Here is a 17,716-nt window from a genome sequence, read left to right on the forward strand (position 1 = left end):
TTATCATTCAGTTACCGTTACATTAAACTAATGTTAAGCCCAAAAAAAATGAAGAAATTAACAACAACCAACTTATAGGGCCTGTATAAAAGTGGTAAGATTTTCGCCCTGGTCAATGTTGAGTTTCTTGCGTAAACGGTAACGGGCAACCCGTAAACTATCAATAGAGATGCCCAACAAACCGGCAATATCCTTCGAATCCATGTTGACTTTAAGCAGGGCTATCAAACGCAGATCTGTTGAGGTAAGATCTGTACTGCGTTGTTTCAGCTTTTCAAAAAAGCTTTGGTGAACTTGTTCAAAAGCTACCGTAAACTCTTTCCAGTGCTGCTCGTGATTAAAGCTTTGATTTATTTGCTGGATAATTTGCTGCATCTGCCGCTTCTGATCACGCTTATCTTCTTTCACCATATCCTGCAATGTATTGCGCATGCTCTCTAACAACTGGTTATTCTTGATCAGGTTTAAGGTGTGCGATGACAGCTCCTGCCCTTTAAGTTCCAGCTGTTGTTTAAGGCTTTCCTCTTCCAGTTGTTTATTCTTGAGCTCCAGCTCCATCAAATCGCGTTGGGCTTCAAAAATCGACCGGTTTTGCTCGGCCAGGGCACGCTGGTCGCGTATTTTGAGGCGTTGCCTGCTGAAGGTTACAAAACCGAGAACGACAAGCAACAGGGAAATGGTAACGCCGGCAATGGTAACTATCTGGTTAGTTTTCCGGATGTTATTGAGCCGGGTAATTTCATCGCTCTTTTTATCCATATCATACAACACCTGCAAAAATGAAGTTTGCTTAATGCTCTCCCTCGAATACACCTCAAGCGAGTATTTACGGCTCAATTCAAGGTAATGATAGGCACTATCCATCCGGTTAAGCAGTTGATACGACTTACCGAGGTCACGACAGGAAGCAGCTAACTGATACAGGTTTCCTGTTTTTAATGACAGCGCATAAGCCTTGCGCGATTGCCGGATCCCTTCTTCATATTCACCGGTTTTCCGCAAAATATCGCCAATGTTATTGATAACCTCAATACTTGCTACTTCATTATTGTACTTGTTATAAATCTCTAATGATTTTCTGAAACAGGAATATGATGAATCATAATTGGCCAGATCCTCATGGATACTGCCAAGATTCTCATATATTTTTGCTTGCCCATAATCATCTCCGATGCGCTGATAGCGGTTTAGTGCCAGGCGCTGGTAGTAAAAGGAGCTATCATACTTATGATGCTTTTCATACAAATGCCCTATTGCGCCAAATATTTCGGCCTGGCCTTTTTTGTTGTTGGTTGCTTTATAAAGATTCAATGCCTTGTTGTATAACTGAAATGACTTGTCAGGCTGCCTGTTGTAATAATACAGGATGCCCATCTTGCCCCAATTGTCGGCCAATAAATCCTTGTTGCCTATTTGCCCAAATACCTTATCGGCGTGTAAATAAAAATCAAGGGCTTGCGCGTAATGCCCCTGGTCAAAACAGATCTGCCCCATTTGCTGCAGACTCAAGCCGGCGGTAAGATTATCATTATCCTGAACAGCATCGGCGTGGAGTTTTTTCAGAATGATAAGAACCGAATCGGGATGTTGCTGTGAGAGCGATTGAAGCTGTTGAAACCGGTCGGTTTTGTTTGATTGTGCCCAAACTGGCGTACCTGCTATCAACAAAACCAAGTACAATGTTAATTGAATAAACCAGGCATAAATCTTAGTCATATCTGAAAATTGAGCAGGTGGTCATGCAAAAGAAGCCGCCATTGGGCTATCCGGGCATAAAATGACAGACAAAAAAAGCATTTCAATATGAACTTAATGTTAACGAACTGACGCATGTTAACTATTTTACATTCATGCAATAGACATAGGAAAGTTTTTAATTCCCTCCCTTGGGAGGGGTGTGGTAGGAATGCGTAGTGGCAGGGAGGGGTTTATCCGCTATTTCAAGGGAATAGGCAATGCAATGAAACCCCTCCCTATACCCTCCCAGGAGAGGGAATCACACAACCCGACGCTTTTATTTCTTTCAAACAAATGAGATCAGCAAGCACTTTTACTCGTCGTCCTGAGTTTCTTTCAGCTCATCCTCTTTTTTTCCTTTACCCAAATGGATAATAGGTTTATCCTGGGTACCGGTGATAGTCATCGGGATACCGAAGATACCGAAGGGCGGCAGCCCCAGCCTGAATTTCAGGTTCAGTTTGCCATCCAAACCTACCTGCCCTTCAAACCGTGGCCTAAAGCCGGCAATCCGCATTTTGGTACGTTCTATAGTCATGATGTTGTTAGCTATAGTACTTTTGATATCAACCTTTTTCACATCACCGTGGCCAACACTGTCATGACCGGTTTGCTTGCCAACCGCGCTTAATAATTTCAATCCGTATACTTTTACTTGTTTTACAGAAAGTACGCCACCGCCTTTTAATGATGGGTAAACCGGTTTCATATCGCTGTTAAGCTTACCCGCAAGCTTATAGTCTAAAGATACAATACCTTGTACATGCTCGGCCGAAGTTGCCATATCATGAAACAACTTGATTTCGCGGTAGGCCCTCTGAATATCAAACTCTTTCGCGTTGATGTGATAATCAAAAAATGCTTTTTGCGGATTGATGCTGCCATAAGTGGCGTCCATCACTACAGGGGCACCTATCAGGCTGAAACCAGTTTGCTTAAGCACGATCTGCCCGTTGGTAACATTCATTGCGCCTTTGGCGTCGCTGATATCCAGTCCGTTATATTTAACTTTTTTTACATCAGCAGCAAAATTAAGATCAAGATTGGAGGGCACCAATATCACACCCGATGATTTGGTTGGTTTGGCAGATGCAGGCACACCTGCAAAAGCCATAAAATCATCGGCAATGATCAAATCGCTCTTCAAATTAAACTCACCTTTTAACGGCGAGTTTGGTTGCATGGCATAACCTATCACATTGGATAAAGCACCGTCAAGCGCTACTATTGATTTACCATAGTTAGCCTTAAACTGATCAAACTTCATTTTGTCCTGGTTAAAGCTAAATACACCGTTGGTGATAAAAAACGGTTTTGGGAACAGCTCGGTAGTGAGTTTGATATTCTTCACCTTCATGCTGCCGGAGTTGTCCAGCTTATCATAGTGGCCGGTAGTTGCATCGCTTTGCCTACCTTTTAGTTTAAAGTTGGTGCTTACAAAACCGTTCACATCATATCCTTTTACGGCAAACACTTTGTAAATTTTACCCAGGTCCAGACTACCTCGAGAAGTTACGTTATAGTCAAGGTCGTCAAAATTGCGGAGGTTGGCCCTCAACAAAAATGGCTGGCCTTCAAAATTGAAGGATACCGGTTTAATATCCACCTTAAGCCCTTTTAGCGAGCCGGTGTTGTTAAAAATATTTACGCTAACCTGTACATTTTGCATAGGGTGCGGATAGTATTTGGTTTGGATATATCCGTTTTTCAGGTTGATCTCCGCATTGGTAACCGGGAAGATGCGCCGGGCCGGAATATACCTGCCTTTACTTTGCAGGTTGGCATCAAAATCACCGCGGAAATCAATACTATCAACCGGGTAAAACTGCCTGATATCATCTAAATGAAATTTAGCATTCAACCCGGCATCAATCAATGCACCAGCCTTATTGCTTAATTTTAGATAGCCTTTGATGTAATTATTAAGTGCATTAATGTTCAGGTTGCGCACATCCACAGTGGCATTGCCAATGTTATGGTCCGGACAAGCGGCATCCAGGTCAAAACTGATATTGTTGATAGACTGCGGCAGCTTGCTGTATTTAAAATAGCCATTTCTGAAAGTTGACCTGAGTTTAAATTGGGGAATACTGGTTATCACGGTATCGACCTTTTGCCTTAGTCCAGTTTTCCTGATGCCGGTGGTGTACTTACCCTCGGCCAGTAAATGCAAACCATACCTTCCTTTTACCTGGAATGGTTTAATGCCAAAAACCTTGTACCATTGCTCCAAGTCAATTTCGGTATTCACTTTAGCATAAATATATGGCGATTTGATTCCCTTTAATTTCAGTACCGAACCAAAGTAGTCCTTACCAATATTGAAATAAACCGAATCAATATTAACTTTTAAACTGTCGGGGTTGAGGCCAGGCAAACTGGCATCCATGTTCAGGTACAGATTTTTAACCGGAGCGGGGGTGCTTTTGTTAACGATGGCACCGTCGCGCACTTTCATGCTGATACCCAGGTTAGGCATAATATTTTTTGAGGCGATGTACTTTCCGCTAAGATCAAGCTGGATGATGCCATTACCGCTGATATCCATGTTATCAACATACTTGGCGTATTCATCCGGAATGGCGGTAAAAACATCACCAAGGTCATTCTGATCGCTCCTGATCTTGAAATCCATATCATAACCATCTTTCAGGAACTCAAACCGGCCTTTAAATTTAACCGGGAGCTTGTTAATAAGCAGGTCGTTTTTTTGAAATGCGAAGGCCAATGATTTGGTATTGATACTGGTAACGAGGTCGGCATTTACTTTTTTCTTGAGCACGTAGGCCTTATTGCCGTAATAAAAATCTACCGAAGTGGCATCTACGTGGCTATAAAGGTCAAAGATGTCTTTGCTTAAATCACCGCTGCCTTTGTAGTTAAGTTCCCGCGCGTTGATCTGCATGGGCAGTGAGCGGTCGTCATAAACCAGGTGGCTTTTGTCTATCAGGATCTGTTCAATGCCTAACGATGCACTGGCGGTATCAGCTTTATTATCCTGTTTGGGAGGAGATGATTTGTAAACATTATAATTGGCTTTACCGGCACTGTCAACCTGGATGTTGATCAACGCATGATCAAGATAGATCTTATTTACATTGATCTTGCTTTTAAACACCGAAGAAAGATCTATAGCCAGTGAAATTTCTTTAGCGGAAACCAGCGTATCATCCTGAAAAGGTACGCTGCCATTCAGTACAAAATCATCCAGTGTAAGCGTTAACGACGGGAACTTTTTAAAGAATGATAAGCGCGTACTCGAAAACGAAAGCTTGCTGTTTACGCTGCCGGCGGCCCATTGCTTTATTTTCTGAGTCACTGTTTCGGGAAAAAGGTACGGTAAAAGGAACATCAACAGCAATAAACTAACAACGGTGATGGCGCTTATTTTAAGCGTTTTAACCAATATTTTTTTAAAGGGGAGCGGCATAGAACTTATTATAGCTAACGAAGCATGAAAGTAATCATAAAACCCAATTATTAAGTATCAAATTATGATGATTGTAATGTTAGGAAAAGATGAGGGAGGGGGGGTAAAAACCGATTAACAAGCTTGATTTATCTGTGATTGTCGATATATGGTTTAACAGCAACCCCTTCTTTTTCTTTTAATTTAACTAAGAAGCCTGTTTCAAAATCAGATACCATTTGTCTAACTCCGATGCCCTCTATTCCATACCCCCCTAATTTGTAATTATTTTTATCGTGGATCCCAATTAGTTTGACTATTGTACTTCGTATACCTTCGTTGTCTTTTTCTTCACATTTTAAATTGTATTCTATGTCTGAGTTCGAATTTCTTATCTCAAGATTCATATAAATTCCATAGCCGTTTTGCTTATTTCCAGTCGTATCTGTTATTTTAAAGAGTATTTCCGAATCAGCCGCCGCATATTTTTGCATTCCCAATAAAAAGCTATTGACATTACCAAAGAATACATACTTTTTTATCGGTGGGATGGTAGAGCTTACACCAGCAACGAAATAAATACAAGTGCCGATAAAACCCATTAGGGCTAATCCTAATATAACAATTATTACTCTCCGCATTAAAATTGATTTAGTCGTTTATCTTTTGTGGTGGAGTCAGATCTAAATGTATAAAAATATACCAGAACAAAAAAAGGGGCCTGCTATGCAGACTCCCTTTCCAATTATTAAAGTTGGTGGCTTTACTTAGCAGCCAACTTATCCCTTAAAGTTTTCATATAATAGCCACCAATTACGCTACGCGCCTGGAAGCCTACCATTTTACCGTTGGTAGTTTCATGCCAGTCGCTTAGTGGTACGCGTGATGACGTTTCGGTAGCGAATTTGTAAACCGGAGCAACTAAAGCGTTGAAATCAGCTCTGTTATCGGCCATAGATGCAGTCCAAAGGATCCAATCGCTTTTGGTGTAGGTTTTACGGCTATCCAATGGCAAACCAAACTCTTTTTGGTGTGCTAAATAGTACTTAAGTTCGGCATCATACACTTTTTGAGGGAACAATTTCAAACCCAACACTTTATCCCAAACCATGTTGTATTTCTGGCTCCAGGTATCTTTGCTGTCAAACACCAGGCCGTAGTGGTCGCCGGCGTTGGCTTTTTCTTCCCATTTTTGGGCCATATCTTTAGCCATCGCTTTGTACTTTTTAGCGATTGCGGCATCACCTAACATACCGGCTAATTCGCCGTAGGCGTCAATGGCTACAATAGCTTTTACTGATAAGTTGGCATTGTGTGCCAGGTGGCCTGCAAAATCATCAGTACACAATTGACTACCCGGATCAAAACCTGATTTGGCAAGATACTCAGTCCAGATGGTTAATGTTTTCCAATGTTTTTTGGCGTAGTTGGCATTGCCTTCAACTTTCGCTAAAGCAGCGTTAAGGATGATCATGTTGCCGCTTTCTTCAACCGGCATATCTTCACCATAAGTTTGGCCGTTTGCCAATGGGTAGGTGCCCAAATCGTGCGATGAATAAGGTTTGTTCCATTTACCGCTTTCGCTGAAATAGAAGATGCCGTTCATCATGCCTTTCAACAAATCAGGATTGTATAGCAGGTACATTGGAGCCGAAGGGTAAGTAATGTCAACCGTGTTAATTGAGCCGTTGCTAAAGTTCTCTTTAGATAAAAATAACAATTCGCCCTCCGGGCTTTTAACTACCTGGTGCGCGGCAATACTTTGACGATAAGCCATTACACATAACTTAGCATATTTTTCACCACCGGCTTTAACCGCATCGGCCCAGATCTTAGCATCTGTTTTTACACAAGTGCCCATCACTTTAGCGTAGGCTTTGGTAGCATCGCTCAGTACGCCTTCAATAGTAGCACCCGGAGTATTCCTCCACCATGGCCTTAAATTGGTTTTGAAGTATTGGATAGCATAGATGTCATCATACCCAACCGAAATAAATTTAGATACCGGCGCAGCAGTCACTTTACCAAATGGTAATACTGTGCTTAACATGAATTGTTTACCAGTAACCGTAGCTTCACCTTTTTGGGCGCCCAGGAATGATGAAACAGCATCACCTTCGGGAGTGATGTATTGTTTAGCTCCGGCGGTTGACGAAGCAACATAAACATAGCCCCAGTCAATACGCAGGTTATCACCTTTTTTCTGTAATACCGGTTGTTCCACAGTGCCGGCTTTTAACAGCTTAAGGCCGTTCTGACTATATTTTGATACCGTAACTTCCTGTGATGGTGTATTTACAGCCAGATTACTTGATACCCCCTGATAGATCTGAACATCATGAGCTTTCCCATCGGTTGATTTCAATTGGTAAGTGATGTATGATACCGGGGTGGTAAGTAATTTCAAATCGCCCATAACCAATGGCGAAGTAAAAGTAAGCTTCAGGTTTACCTCACCTGCTTTAAAGTTATATACTGTTTGGGTAGCTGTAACTTTAACGCTGGTTTGCTCAGCCAGTTTAACGGCTTCGTCATCCTTGCTCAACACTTCTTCAGCAAGACCGGCATCAATAAACGAGCCGCCACCGGTGTTTTTACAATGGATAGCCAAAACGTTTTCGCCTGCTTTCAGATTCGATTTTGCACTGGCAGGCAATGCAACAGTTTCAAAATCGCCATTAGCACCACCTTCGGCAGCAATCCGCTGGCCGTTCAGGTATACTTCGGCTTCATCATCATGATAAATTTTCAGCATTAAACGGCCTTTCGGTAATTCGGCAATATTGAATTTCCGACGAACCCAAATGTCTTTCCCTCTCCAGTCGGTGCCTTTACTTGCACGTTCGTCGCCAAAAGGCGCAGCGCCGCTTTTCCAACTTTGATCATTAAAGCCCGGCTTTTCCCAACCTTCTGCCGGGGCAGTTTCGGCCAGGTATTGGCTGTTGTACGATTTTTCGTCGGTAGCTGCTAAAATGGTTTTATAATTAACGGCCGACGCGCCCATAAAACGGTAGTAATTGCCATCAACCTTAATGAGGCCCAGTAACGATTGGTCTTTCCCGGTCCAGTGTTTGGTGGTTGATTCATTTAACTTATCGGTGTTTGACCAGATGCTGAAATAAGTGTTGTGCGTGATCAGCGGATAAGACGGCATCTTATCTTGTGCCAGCGCTGTTTGTGCAACAAACGATGCTGCCAGTCCGGAAACAAGCAAGTACGTTTTTTTAAAAATGCGGTTCATAAACTACGTTTTACTTTTGGTTTTAATTTATTGTTGGTTTTTTTATTATTTACTCTTATTTCCCGGCTTTGGAAAAACCTGGTGCGTATTTGCCCAGATATGCCAAAGGCTATCCAGTTGGTGCACTTTTTCCGGGTATTTCGATTTCAGATCGGCAGTTTCGGTTTTATCCCGCGACAGATCGTACAAATGCCAGGTAGTATCATTACTCAGCGATACCAGCTTCCAGTTTCCTGAACGCGCATACCGCGCACCGAAGTGCTCGTTAAACAAATCCTCATGACCGGGAGTATGTTTGCCTTTAAAGCTTGACACCAGGCTGATACCTGTAGTCGGTGGAATGTTGTGCCCCTTATATGTTTTAGGGTATCTGGCCCCGGCCAGCTCAACAAAAGTGCTCATGAAATCCATCACATGGCCCACATGGTCATTAAAGCCACCTCTATTAGCAGTAATTCCTTTTGGCCAAAAGGCAATCATCGGTGTATGGATACCACCTTCATATGATTCGGCTTTCCAATATTCATACGGCGTGTTGGCTACGTTTGCCCAACGCGGCCCGATTGACGAATAAGTAGTCTCCGGGCCCGGCAAAGCTTCTTTCTTTGTGGCATAAACAATTTTCCGTCCGTCGCGGGTTTCATTAGGGCGATCAAAACCCGGACCATAAGCGGCACAGTTTTCGGCACTTGCCCCATTATCCGACAGGAAAACGATAAGCGTGTTATCCAACTGACCTGTTTCTTTCAGCGTTTTAATAATGCGGCCAATACCCTGGTCCATCCTGTCGATCATAGCGGCATGAACAGCCATAGCCATGGCGTCCCATTCTTTATCAGGATTGTTTTCCCATTGCAGATCACCTTTCCAGCGATCGGACAGCTTTGTTTTTGCAGGGTCGATAAGGCCAAGCTTCACCATCTTTTTGTATCTCGCTTCGCGGATTGCCTGCCAGCCACCTTTGTACGTGTCTTTATATTTGGCGATATCTTCTGGCTTAGCCATCAGCGGCCAGTGTGGCGCATTTTCGGCAACGTACAAAAAGAATGGCTTTAACGATTTAGCGTAGCCTTTGATATAAGCTACCGCTGTATCATTAATAGCATCTGTATGATAATAGTTTTGGGGGACGGTTTTAATGGGCTTAGTACCGCTAACCAAACTGAAAGGATCGTAAAAATCGACCACGCCCCAAATGGTTCCAAAAAATTTCTCGAACCCGCGGCTGGTCGGGTACTGGCTAATGGGCGAAAAATCGCCAAAATCTTTATGATGATTTAACCAGGCCATCTGGTCCTGCGCGTTCGGCTGTCCGTTGGTGTTGGACACATGCCACTTTCCCGACATGGCGGTATGGTAACCTGCGGATTTCAAGACTTCGGCAAGGGTTACTGCATTTTCTGTAATATGACCGAGATAGCCGGGTTCGTCTTCGGCATCGGTCATTTTGCCTATGCCTGCCTGCTGATTGTATAAACCGGTAAGTAAAGATGCTCTTGTTGGGCAGCAACGCGATGTGTTATAGAATTGCCTGTAGCGGATACCATTTTGAGCAAGGTAATTGATGTTGGGGGTATTCACCTCACCGCCATAACAGCCCAGATCAGAAAAACCCATATCATCGGCCAGGATCACGATAATATTCGGGCGTTTCCTTGCCGGCTCAGGTTGCTTCATAGCTTTAGTTTGCCACGCAACTGAAACAAGCGCTATTGCACCGGCACCAACTAAACCGGCATATAGTTTATATTTATTCATAGGTGATCAAAATACCTGCGCCAGTTCGGTTAAATTTACGTTTTCAATAAAGCAGGATGGTTAAAAAAATGACCGGGGCTTTTATGCCTGAACATATAGCACTACGGACAGTTTTACACATTCCAAATTAAAGCAATCATTTTACACAAAACGGCTCAATCATTGGTAAAATCGTATCATTTTTGTGATGAATTTTTAAATTAACCGTAAGGCATATGAGCTTATATACATCACTCTCCGAAAGACTAAAAACCCAGCATCTTACCATAGAACAGTTGGTTGCCTATATAAGCAACGATAAATTAATTACGCCACCGGTACCCGGCAAATGGAGCGCTTTAGATAACATAGCCCACCTGGCCCGGTACCAGAAAATATTTACAGACCGTATACACCTGATATTGAATAAAGATACGCCTGTTTTTGATCGTTACACCGGAGATCTCGATCCTGAATTTATACCTTTCAGATCAATGGGTTTAAGAGAGCTGCTGGACATGATAAATACGGACAGGACAACAATTATCGATCTGTTGTCGGGGCTTAGCGACACAGAATTATCTCGTATCGGCGTACACCCTAAATATGGCAGGCTAACCATCTTAAAATGGGCCGAGTTTTTTGTATTGCATGAGGCCCATCATTTATTCACTATTTTTCAGTTGGTTAACGGTGCCGAATAATTTTATCTAACAAAAAAGGCAGCCCAATGAGCTGCCTGTGGTTTCTATTAAAATTTTTATTTACTGTGCCAGCTTAACTTCAACACGACGGTTAAGCACACGGCCATCTTCGGTAGTGTTATCAGCTATCGGTTTGCTTTCGCCCCAGCCTTTTACAGTAAGGTTATCGCCATTAACACCACTGTTTACCAGGTACAATTTTACAGAGTTTGCCCTATCTACAGATAATGACATGTTATGCTCGGCAGTACCTTCGGCAGAAGCATTGCCATTTAAAACGAATTTCGCCGACGGGTCTTTTTTCAGTTCTTTAACAATATGATCTAAAGTTTGGTACGAAGCAGTTTTTAACACTGCTGAGTTAAACTCAAACTGGATATTGCTGAAATTATAATCTGGTTTCTCCGGTGCAGGAGCAGGTGCCGGCGGAGGGGTTGGCGCCGGTTTTGGTGCGGGCGGAGGGGTTGCAGCTTGTTGTGCAGGCTGAGCCGGAGGCGGCGTTTGCACAACCGCTTTTTTGGTTTTGCAGGCTTGGGTAGTGATAGCTAAAACAGCTATTGCAAGAGCTAATAAAGGTGTTTTTAGAGTTTTCATATCTAATGATTTGCGTAAACATAAAAAACGTTGGCATAATGTTTATAGTGCCTAACCATAATTTTATGGCTGGATAACGCTTTTTACATACTGATGTAGATTATTTAATCAATAGTTATGCCATTTGCCTGGAGAACCTGCAAATCCTAATGAAGAATAAATGCGCTAAGCGTTTTCTACTTCAACGTTGTCGTGAAAAAACGCCTCCGTCAATCCCCCATACACCAAAAACAGTTATCCACTATTGTTATCTTGTCGGCACCATTATAAACCATCGCCATGAAAAAATTATTTGCTGCAATTTTAATTGCTGTTACAACCTTAACGCAATTTGCTTTTACGCCCGTACAATCAAAACCAGATAAATCTCCTGTAGAAAACACTGCAGAACAAACCCTCAAAAAGCAAATAATGACCGAAGCTGCCTGGGCCATGCAGCAACAGCCGGTTACAGTTACAGCGTCATCTTCACCCAGGAGTGCGGGCGGTAAACACGACTTTTTTTCGGAAGCCGACTATTTCTGGCCGGATCCTAAGAACCCCGATGGCCCTTACATCAACCGCGATGGCATGACCAACCCGGATAACTTTGTAGAACACCGCAAAGCCATGATCCGCTTTAGCAAGATCATCGGCGCCCTGGCATCGGCCTATAAAATAACCGGAGATGTAAAATATGTTAAACAGGCTGTAATCCACCTTAAAGCTTGGTTTATTGATCCCGAAACGTTGATGAACCCAAGTCTTTGGTTCGCTCAGGCAGTTAAGGGGCAGTTTACCGGCCGTAATTATGGTATTATCGATACTATTCACCTGATGGAAGTTGCGCAAGGCATTATCGTGATGGAAAAAGCTATGGACGCCGAAACTACAGCCGCCGTTAAAAAATGGTTTACCGATTATACCAACTGGCTCATGACCAGTAAACCCGGTATGCAGGAAAGGGATGTTAAAAACAACCATGCCACCTGCTGGGCTATGCAGGTAGCCTCCTTTGCGAAACTTTGTAAAAATGAAGCAGTACTCGATTCGATTCGCGTGCGATACAAAACGATATTGCTCCTCCGCCAAATGGGCACCGACGGCAGCTTCCCCTTAGAGATGGCACGTACCAAACCCTATGGCTACTCTATTTTTAACCTCGATGCCATGACCATGCTGTGCCAGATCCTTTCAAGCCCGCAGGATAATTTATGGAACTTTGAAACACCGGATGGTAAATCCATCAAAAAAGGAATAAGTTATCTATATCCTTTCGTGGCAGATAAAAGTAAATGGACTTTAAAACCCGACGTAATGTATTGGGACAACTGGCCAATTGCGCAGCCTTTCCTGTTGTTTGGCGCTAATGCCTACCATGAAAAAGTGTGGTTAACAACCTGGCAAAAACTGGATCATAACCCTCAGGTTGAAGAAGTTATCCGGAATTTACCCATCAGGCACCCGCTTATCTGGTTTTAAACCGGGTAAGCGATTTTCCCACTCAACGCTTTTTCCCGTCTATAATAATATATAAACTGTGAGTTAAGCGTATCATCAAAATATTTTTTTGTCGGGAAGGCAAGTTTTCTCCGTATATCATCACACTACAAAAGCACTACTACGCTTGTGATCGAATCGTATTGAGGTTATTATAAGGTATTTATAATAAGATGTTTATATAATTTTACCAATACAAAAACATCTATTATACCTATTAACGCGCCTTTCCTGGTATTAGTATATGATATTCATAAGTATCATGAATTTGGTTAACAGGTTTGTGTTTTATTGCCCGGCTTATTTATAAACCAAATAATACATCTAAAACCATTTAACAAATTTAACTTATGAGATCGAAACTTAACTCTTACCTCCTTGGCCTGGTCCTGGCTGCGCTCGCGGTGCTATCCTCCTGTAAAAAGGATAACATGAACCAGTTTAAAACCGGCAGCGATTCAAACACCGATAACAGCAGCAAGCCTGTTGCTGTTAACAATGCTGTACCTATCGCCTCCTTTAAAGTAATAGGTTACCTGCCCAGCTGGCAGGGCGATGTGAATACGGTACAATACAGCAAACTAACCCATATTAATTACGCTTTTCTTACCCCCAACAATACCGGAGGGCTGAACCCGCTCGATAACCTTTCAAAATTCACCAGCCTGGTATCAAACGCACACAGCCATAATGTTAAAGTAATGATATCTGTAGGCGGTGGTGGCGGCGGCGATGCCTTCCATCCTATTGTAGCCAATGCCGGTTACCGTACCACTTTTGTTAATAATATGGTCAACTTTTGTAACCAGTATAACGTTGATGGCGTGGATATCGACTGGGAGTTCCCCTCGGCAGGTACCGAAACCAATAACTTTTATTTATTACTGCAGGAACTATCAACTGCCATGCATAACAGCGGCAGGTTATGTACCATCGCCTCTATCTCGGTTGGGGCTACTTACGTTACCAGCAATATGTTCTCTATCCTTGATTGGATCAACATCATGGATTATGACGACAACAACTTTCAGCACTCTACCTACCAATCGGCTGTTGATTGTTTAAGCTATTGGGCAAACCGTGGTTTGCCTGCAGCCAAAACTATTCTGGGGGTTCCGTTTTATGCAAGGGATAACCGGTACGATTATTCGACCATGAACTATGTTGATGTTTTAGCTATAGGCGGTAGCCCTAACTCGGATACCTTTCAAACTTTTGGCTATAACGGTATCCCAACCATTAAGAGCAAAACTACCCTGGCACTTAACCAGGCAGGGGGCATGATGATCTGGGATTTGGGCGGTGATGCTTCGGGTGCCAACTCCCTGCTTTCGGCCATGAACACTATTATTACCGGCGGAACGACCAATCCTCCGTCAGCTCCACCAATAGGCACTGTAATATCGCTTAAAGGCTTTAACGGCAAATATGTAAGCGGCGAAAACGGCACGCAGGCTATGACCTGCACCCGCACCACTGCCGGCGACTGGGAACATTTCACCGTTCTTGACGCAGGCAACGGCAAAATCTACCTGCGCAGCATGGGTAAATATGTTTCGTCAGAAAACGGCACACAAGCCATCACCTGTAACCGCACCACGCCAAGCGACTGGGAAAAATTTGACTGGATAGTTACCACCGACGGAAAAATAACGCTGCGCGGCAACAACGGCAAATTCATTTCCAGCGAAAACGGTACGCAGGCCATGACTTGTAACCGGGCTACCGCATCGGGCTGGGAAGCATTTGGGTTGAATCAGTAAACTATTAACTGCTTATACCAAAGGCCGGGGCTATGATACTAAAATCATAGCCCCGGCTGTTTTTCAGAGGATTGGTATATTCTTTTAATGTATTTTACTTCGCAAACCTCGGCAGCAGGTTAGTCGCGGCACCCATCATTTTTATTTTGTAGCGATACCCCCCTCCAAAAGAATCCTCCTCTTTTAAAAACTCATGGTTCTTTTTACTGATCCAGTAGGTTTCGGTAAAATGGCGGCCATTGTAATCGCTTTCGTTATATAGCTTCCAGCAATCAACTTTGTTACCGTCCAATGTAGTAATTAACTCGCTGCCGGTTATTTTGTATAAAACATAAAGCGGTGCAGGGATCCCGGCCTCATAAAAGGGGATCGCAAAACTTTTGCCTTCGGCAAGCGGTAACATCTCGAAGGTTTCAATGTCTAAATTCCAATTAAAGTTGGCGAAGGGAAAATCAAGCTTAAAATTCTTAGCCTCGTTATTGGCAACGGTGTCGGCACTTATCACTTTATCGGCAGCCCAGTTAAAGGCTTTTGTTTTTTTGCCGATGGTTTCTGAATGATAAATCGGCGCGAAATCAGGCGCCTTGTTAATGGAGTAGACGGAACGATATGATAAGCTATCACTGCCATACCAGTGCTGGGTTATAGTAAATACCTTTTCACCGTTACGGGTTTCGAGGTTTATATCGCGCAGCCAAAGCCAAAATTTCAAGCTTCGGTTGTCCTTTGTATTTTGAAAATACACAAGGTATTGCTTTAACCCGGGTTTAAGCGCCGATGTTAGCAGGCGTTTGTCTTTTACACGGATGGTATCAGTTTGAGCAAATACTTTAGGCGTATGCGATAGCAGCAGTAACAAGCTAAGGCTTACAGCTACTAATTTTTCGGCTAATTGTTCGGTTTTCATGATAATTTGATGGCTTTGATAAGGATACATTTCTGTTAACAATTCAAAACTGCCTTTTATCAACCATCCGATGAAACCGGTTAAACCATTGCCGCGTTCTTTTTAGCCTATTACTGTATTTATTCAATAATATACCTGTAGCCCAACTTATTGAACATTTAGTGCCATTTATTGAATAAATGCCGGCAACTATTTAAAACCGGCATCCACAAACAAAAAGCTTAGTAATTTTAAAAATGCAACTATTTAAAACCCGCCCTTCCATTACACAACTCCAGCTCTTGATATGGTTAGCGGTGTCCCTGTTGCTATTTTTTTCTTATCTGCCGATGGATGGAGCAGGCCAATCGGCTGTTTATACCATTGTTAACACTACGTTCTACGCAGCTATCATATATGGTAACATCCTCTTCCTGTATCCTGTATTTTACCAAAAAGAAAAATATATTTGGTATGTATTACTTGTCATCATTTTTTTAGTGGCAACGGGTGTGCTCCGGGGTTATTCAACCCTGCTTATTTATAATACCTTTTTTGCAAAAACACCAGAGCATATCAGTCAAAAAGCCATCATTAATTATGTTTCGGGCGGAGTGCTCATTTTCATTATGAGCCTGATCTTTCGCATAGCAATAGCTTATTTTAAGCTAAAGCAGCAAACGGAAGAGATTATGATTCAAAAAAGCCAGGCCGAACTAAACCTGCTCAAATCACAGGTGCAGCCGCACTTTTTGTTCAATACACTTAACAACATCTATTACGAAGCTTACCGTGAGGCCCCCCGTACCGCGGCATTAATTGAGCGGCTTTCGGACATTATGCGCTATTTTGTTGATGAAAGCCCCAAGGATGATGTAGCCATCGGAACCGAAGTACAGTTCATTGAAAACTACATCGCATTAGAAAAAATCAGGATCAGGCATGAGGTGGTTGTTTTTTTTGAAAAAAACTTCAATTCAGATCTCCGCATCCCGCCTATGCTGCTCATGACCTTTGTGGAGAATATTTTCAAGCACGGCATCGACAAATCGAGCGAACAAAACCTTATTGGTATATCTTTGGTTCAGCAGGGTGATTATCTTTTTTTTAAAACCAACAATGCTATCCATGCCAAAGTAGCAAGCAAACGCGCTGCCGGTTTCGGCATTGTCAACTTAACCAAAAGGCTAACCATGCTGTACGGTTCAAATTTTGACCTGAAAATTGATAAAAGTAACAACACCTTTGCCGCGTTTTTAAAGATCCCGATAGCATGAATTTAAGCTGTATCATAATTGATGACGAACCTAACGCGGTTAACCTGCTGGAGATCCTGGTGCAGCAAAGTACGCAGTGGCAGCTTAAAGCCAAATGTTATAACGCGCTTGAGGCACTGACCTTTTTAAAAACCAATAAGGTTGATTTTATTTTCCTGGATATCAACATGCCGCAATTAACGGGCATGGAGCTGGCAGGCTTGCTTCCACCGCAAACCAAAATTGTGTTTACCACTGCCTATTCAGAATATGCTGCCGAAAGCTATACCTATCAAACTATTGATTACCTGCTGAAACCAATCACACTGAAACGTTTCCTGGCAGCCATGCAAAAAATTGAAGGGTATTTTGGCAAGTCCGAACCGGTGATGCAACAAACCCCGGTTAATAATGAGGGCTATTTCTTTATAAAATCGGGCAAGGTGTTACGCAGGATCCTACTGGACGAGATCTTATACTTTGAAGGCGAAAAGGAATACGTACGGCTTGTTACCAGTCAGGAACAGTTATTAATTTACCGCAGGCTCAAGGATATTGAAGAGCAGCTTTCGGCCCCCTTTGTGCGGGTGCACAACTCTTATATTGTAAATACCAAACAACTGGTAAAAATTCAGGACAACCATATTTATATCGCGGATAAACACATCCCTGTAAGCGAAAAATTTAAAGATGGTTTTATGAAGCTTATTAATAGAAGGATATTTTAAATCTTACATGAACATCTCCGCTTATTAACCAAAACTCAATGTTTAGATTTTGAAAATATCCGCGATGCAATAGCAACTTATAAAAAGGGATGCGAAAAGAGCTTTAGAAATTTTAACGATAACGTTAAAGCAACTGGATTCATTGCACTCGGCCAATGAATAAAAAATTTGTTTGTGATGTT

Annotated in this window: 12 protein-coding genes; 5 read left to right on the forward strand and 7 right to left on the reverse strand. The window is 42.6% G+C overall.

Going from position 1 to position 17,716, the window contains the following annotated elements; translation table 11 throughout:
- Positions 1 to 72: 72 nt before the first annotated feature.
- The 5 genes from ACEN82_RS22965 to ACEN82_RS22985 all read right to left on the reverse strand — a co-directional run bounded on the left by ACEN82_RS22965 (position 73) and on the right by ACEN82_RS22985 (position 10,145).
- A complete protein-coding gene (locus ACEN82_RS22965) occupies positions 73 to 1,716 on the reverse strand; it encodes a tetratricopeptide repeat protein (RefSeq protein WP_413321176.1) in 1,644 nt (547 codons plus the stop codon).
- Between the two features lie 334 nt (positions 1,717 to 2,050).
- Entirely contained in the window at positions 2,051 to 5,167 is a 3,117-nt protein-coding gene (locus tag ACEN82_RS22970; protein WP_413321175.1) for an AsmA family protein, read from the reverse strand.
- A gap of 128 nt (positions 5,168 to 5,295) precedes the next feature.
- On the reverse strand, positions 5,296 to 5,787 hold the full coding sequence (locus tag ACEN82_RS22975) for a hypothetical protein (RefSeq protein ID WP_413321174.1): 492 nt from the start codon (positions 5,785 to 5,787) through the stop codon (positions 5,296 to 5,298).
- 122 nt (positions 5,788 to 5,909) lie between these two features.
- The gene (locus ACEN82_RS22980; protein WP_413321173.1) at positions 5,910 to 8,387 is read right to left on the reverse strand and encodes a glutaminase family protein; all 2,478 of its coding nucleotides are present in this window, start codon (positions 8,385 to 8,387) and stop codon (positions 5,910 to 5,912) included.
- Between the two features lie 45 nt (positions 8,388 to 8,432).
- Positions 8,433 to 10,145, reverse strand: coding sequence for an arylsulfatase (locus ACEN82_RS22985; protein WP_413321172.1), 1,713 nt, complete (start codon positions 10,143 to 10,145; stop codon positions 8,433 to 8,435).
- 215 nt (positions 10,146 to 10,360) lie between these two features.
- On the opposite strand from ACEN82_RS22985, the gene ACEN82_RS22990 reads away from it, so the two are divergent.
- Entirely contained in the window at positions 10,361 to 10,828 is a 468-nt protein-coding gene (locus tag ACEN82_RS22990; RefSeq protein ID WP_413321171.1) for a DinB family protein, read from the forward strand.
- A 60-nt stretch (positions 10,829 to 10,888) separates the two neighbouring features.
- Here ACEN82_RS22990 and ACEN82_RS22995 read toward each other — a convergent pair whose 3' ends face one another.
- Entirely contained in the window at positions 10,889 to 11,422 is a 534-nt protein-coding gene (locus tag ACEN82_RS22995) for an OmpA family protein (RefSeq protein WP_129569882.1), read from the reverse strand.
- Positions 11,423 to 11,701: 279 nt separating this feature from the next.
- On the opposite strand from ACEN82_RS22995, the gene ACEN82_RS23000 reads away from it, so the two are divergent.
- Both ACEN82_RS23000 and ACEN82_RS23005 read left to right on the forward strand, forming a co-directional pair.
- A complete protein-coding gene (locus ACEN82_RS23000; RefSeq protein WP_413321170.1) occupies positions 11,702 to 12,883 on the forward strand; it encodes an alginate lyase family protein in 1,182 nt (393 codons plus the stop codon).
- 368 nt (positions 12,884 to 13,251) lie between these two features.
- The gene (locus ACEN82_RS23005) at positions 13,252 to 14,664 is read left to right on the forward strand and encodes a glycosyl hydrolase family 18 protein (protein WP_413321169.1); all 1,413 of its coding nucleotides are present in this window, start codon (positions 13,252 to 13,254) and stop codon (positions 14,662 to 14,664) included.
- A gap of 94 nt (positions 14,665 to 14,758) precedes the next feature.
- On the opposite strand, the gene ACEN82_RS23010 is transcribed toward ACEN82_RS23005, so the two are convergent.
- Positions 14,759 to 15,571, reverse strand: coding sequence for a DUF3108 domain-containing protein (locus ACEN82_RS23010; RefSeq protein WP_413321168.1), 813 nt, complete (start codon positions 15,569 to 15,571; stop codon positions 14,759 to 14,761).
- Between the two features lie 236 nt (positions 15,572 to 15,807).
- Between ACEN82_RS23010 and ACEN82_RS23015 the strand changes: the two genes are divergently transcribed.
- The gene (locus ACEN82_RS23015; protein WP_413321167.1) at positions 15,808 to 16,827 is read left to right on the forward strand and encodes a sensor histidine kinase; all 1,020 of its coding nucleotides are present in this window, start codon (positions 15,808 to 15,810) and stop codon (positions 16,825 to 16,827) included.
- Positions 16,824 to 17,534, forward strand: coding sequence for a LytR/AlgR family response regulator transcription factor (locus tag ACEN82_RS23020; RefSeq protein WP_413321166.1), 711 nt, complete (start codon positions 16,824 to 16,826; stop codon positions 17,532 to 17,534). The genes ACEN82_RS23015 and ACEN82_RS23020 overlap by 4 nt, the downstream gene beginning before the upstream one ends.
- The last annotated feature ends 182 nt before the right edge of the window (positions 17,535 to 17,716 follow it).

This window comes from Mucilaginibacter sp. Mucisp73 (genome assembly GCF_059491465.1).

What these genes read in the sequence shown, in the direction of transcription:
- ACEN82_RS23020 (WP_413321166.1), top strand. Translation starts at nt 16,824, where the DNA reads ATGAATTTAAGCTGTATCATAATTGATGACGAACCTAACGCGGTTAAC.
- ACEN82_RS22970 (WP_413321175.1), bottom strand. Translation starts at nt 5,167, where the DNA reads ATGCCGCTCCCCTTTAAAAAAATATTGGTTAAAACGCTTAAAATAAGC.
- ACEN82_RS22985 (WP_413321172.1), bottom strand. Translation starts at nt 10,145, where the DNA reads ATGAATAAATATAAACTATATGCCGGTTTAGTTGGTGCCGGTGCAATA.
- ACEN82_RS22965 (WP_413321176.1), bottom strand. Translation starts at nt 1,716, where the DNA reads ATGACTAAGATTTATGCCTGGTTTATTCAATTAACATTGTACTTGGTT.
- ACEN82_RS23010 (WP_413321168.1), bottom strand. Translation starts at nt 15,571, where the DNA reads ATGAAAACCGAACAATTAGCCGAAAAATTAGTAGCTGTAAGCCTTAGC.
- ACEN82_RS23015 (WP_413321167.1), top strand. Translation starts at nt 15,808, where the DNA reads ATGCAACTATTTAAAACCCGCCCTTCCATTACACAACTCCAGCTCTTG.
- ACEN82_RS22980 (WP_413321173.1), bottom strand. Translation starts at nt 8,387, where the DNA reads ATGAACCGCATTTTTAAAAAAACGTACTTGCTTGTTTCCGGACTGGCA.
- ACEN82_RS23005 (WP_413321169.1), top strand. Translation starts at nt 13,252, where the DNA reads ATGAGATCGAAACTTAACTCTTACCTCCTTGGCCTGGTCCTGGCTGCG.
- ACEN82_RS23000 (WP_413321170.1), top strand. Translation starts at nt 11,702, where the DNA reads ATGAAAAAATTATTTGCTGCAATTTTAATTGCTGTTACAACCTTAACG.
- ACEN82_RS22990 (WP_413321171.1), top strand. Translation starts at nt 10,361, where the DNA reads ATGAGCTTATATACATCACTCTCCGAAAGACTAAAAACCCAGCATCTT.
- ACEN82_RS22995 (WP_129569882.1), bottom strand. Translation starts at nt 11,422, where the DNA reads ATGAAAACTCTAAAAACACCTTTATTAGCTCTTGCAATAGCTGTTTTA.
- ACEN82_RS22975 (WP_413321174.1), bottom strand. Translation starts at nt 5,787, where the DNA reads ATGCGGAGAGTAATAATTGTTATATTAGGATTAGCCCTAATGGGTTTT.